This is a genomic window from uncultured Campylobacter sp., from assembly GCF_938030815.1.
Taxonomy (GTDB): Bacteria; Campylobacterota; Campylobacteria; order Campylobacterales; family Campylobacteraceae; genus Campylobacter_B.
Genome location: NZ_CALHII010000090.1, coordinates 1 through 1116 on the forward strand (window position 1 = coordinate 1; position 1116 = coordinate 1116).

Below are 1116 nucleotides of genomic sequence, written 5' to 3' on the forward strand. Positions count from 1 at the left end.
CGCAGGTGCTAGCAAGCTAAATGCGGGAGAAAGTGCGGACATCCGCGCAAATATCCTAATAATCGGCGGCGGTCTAGGCGGCATCAGCCTAGCGGCGAAACTACGACGAGATATGCCAAACGCCGAACTAACGGTCCTTGATAAGGACGAGTACTTCTACTATCAGCCCGGCTTTACGCTCATCGCAGCCGGTCACTATCTGCCCGAAGACATAACCTACGAAAAATCAAATTTGATCCCAGACGGCGTAAAATGGATAAAGCAAAATGCCGCATCCATAGATCCGGCGACAAATTCCGTCAAGCTAGAGGACGGGTTAAATTTGAACTACGACTACCTCGTGATAGCTAGTGGAGCGGAGTATGAGTTTGAGAGCGTAAAAGGACTTAGCGCCGACGATATCGGTAGCGACAACGTTACTTCTATCTACACGATCCCAGGCGCCGTTGCTATGTCCGGCATAATGAAAAAAGTCGGCAAAGATGGCGGCAAGATAGTCTTTAGCGACAACAAAACACCGATGAAGTGTTCGGGCGCAAATAAAAAAGTAACGCTGTTAACCGAAGATATGGCGCGAAATTTAGGCAACAGAGACAAGCTTGATATCTCGATATACTCGGGTGCTCGGACTATATTTTCCGCTCCTGTTTATGCTAAAATGATAGAAGGGATGCTAGAGGAGCGAGACGTGAAGTATTTTACCTCGCATCAGCTGGTTGAGGTGGATAAAAGTGCCAATATAGCGGTATTTGAGCACGATATGCCGTACCGCGAAAACGGCGAAAATAAACTCGCTAAAGAGCTAGTCGAAGTAAAATTTGACTACCTACACCTAGTGCCTCGCGTGAAGGCTTCTAAAATCTACGCCGATGCAGGGCTAAGCGTAGAAAAGGGTGATGTGGCAGGCAACTGGATTAGCCTCACGCGCGAGACGCTGCAACACTCGAAATTTAAAAATATATTTGCTATCGGCGACGTTTGCGGATTTGCTGCGGGCAAAACAGGAGCTAGTATACGCAAGATGTATCCAGTGCTGGCGCAAAATCTAGCCGACATTATAAAAGGACGCGAACCGAGTGCTAGATACGGCGGCTACACTGCCTGCCCGCTACTAAC

The 1116-nt window shown here is 48.3% G+C and carries 1 protein-coding gene; it reads left to right on the top strand.

Annotated features, from left to right (window positions below; all coding sequences use genetic code 11):
- A partial coding sequence (locus tag Q0277_RS03260; protein WP_297995563.1) for an FAD/NAD(P)-binding oxidoreductase occupies window positions 1-1116 on the top strand: 1116 nt, incomplete at both ends.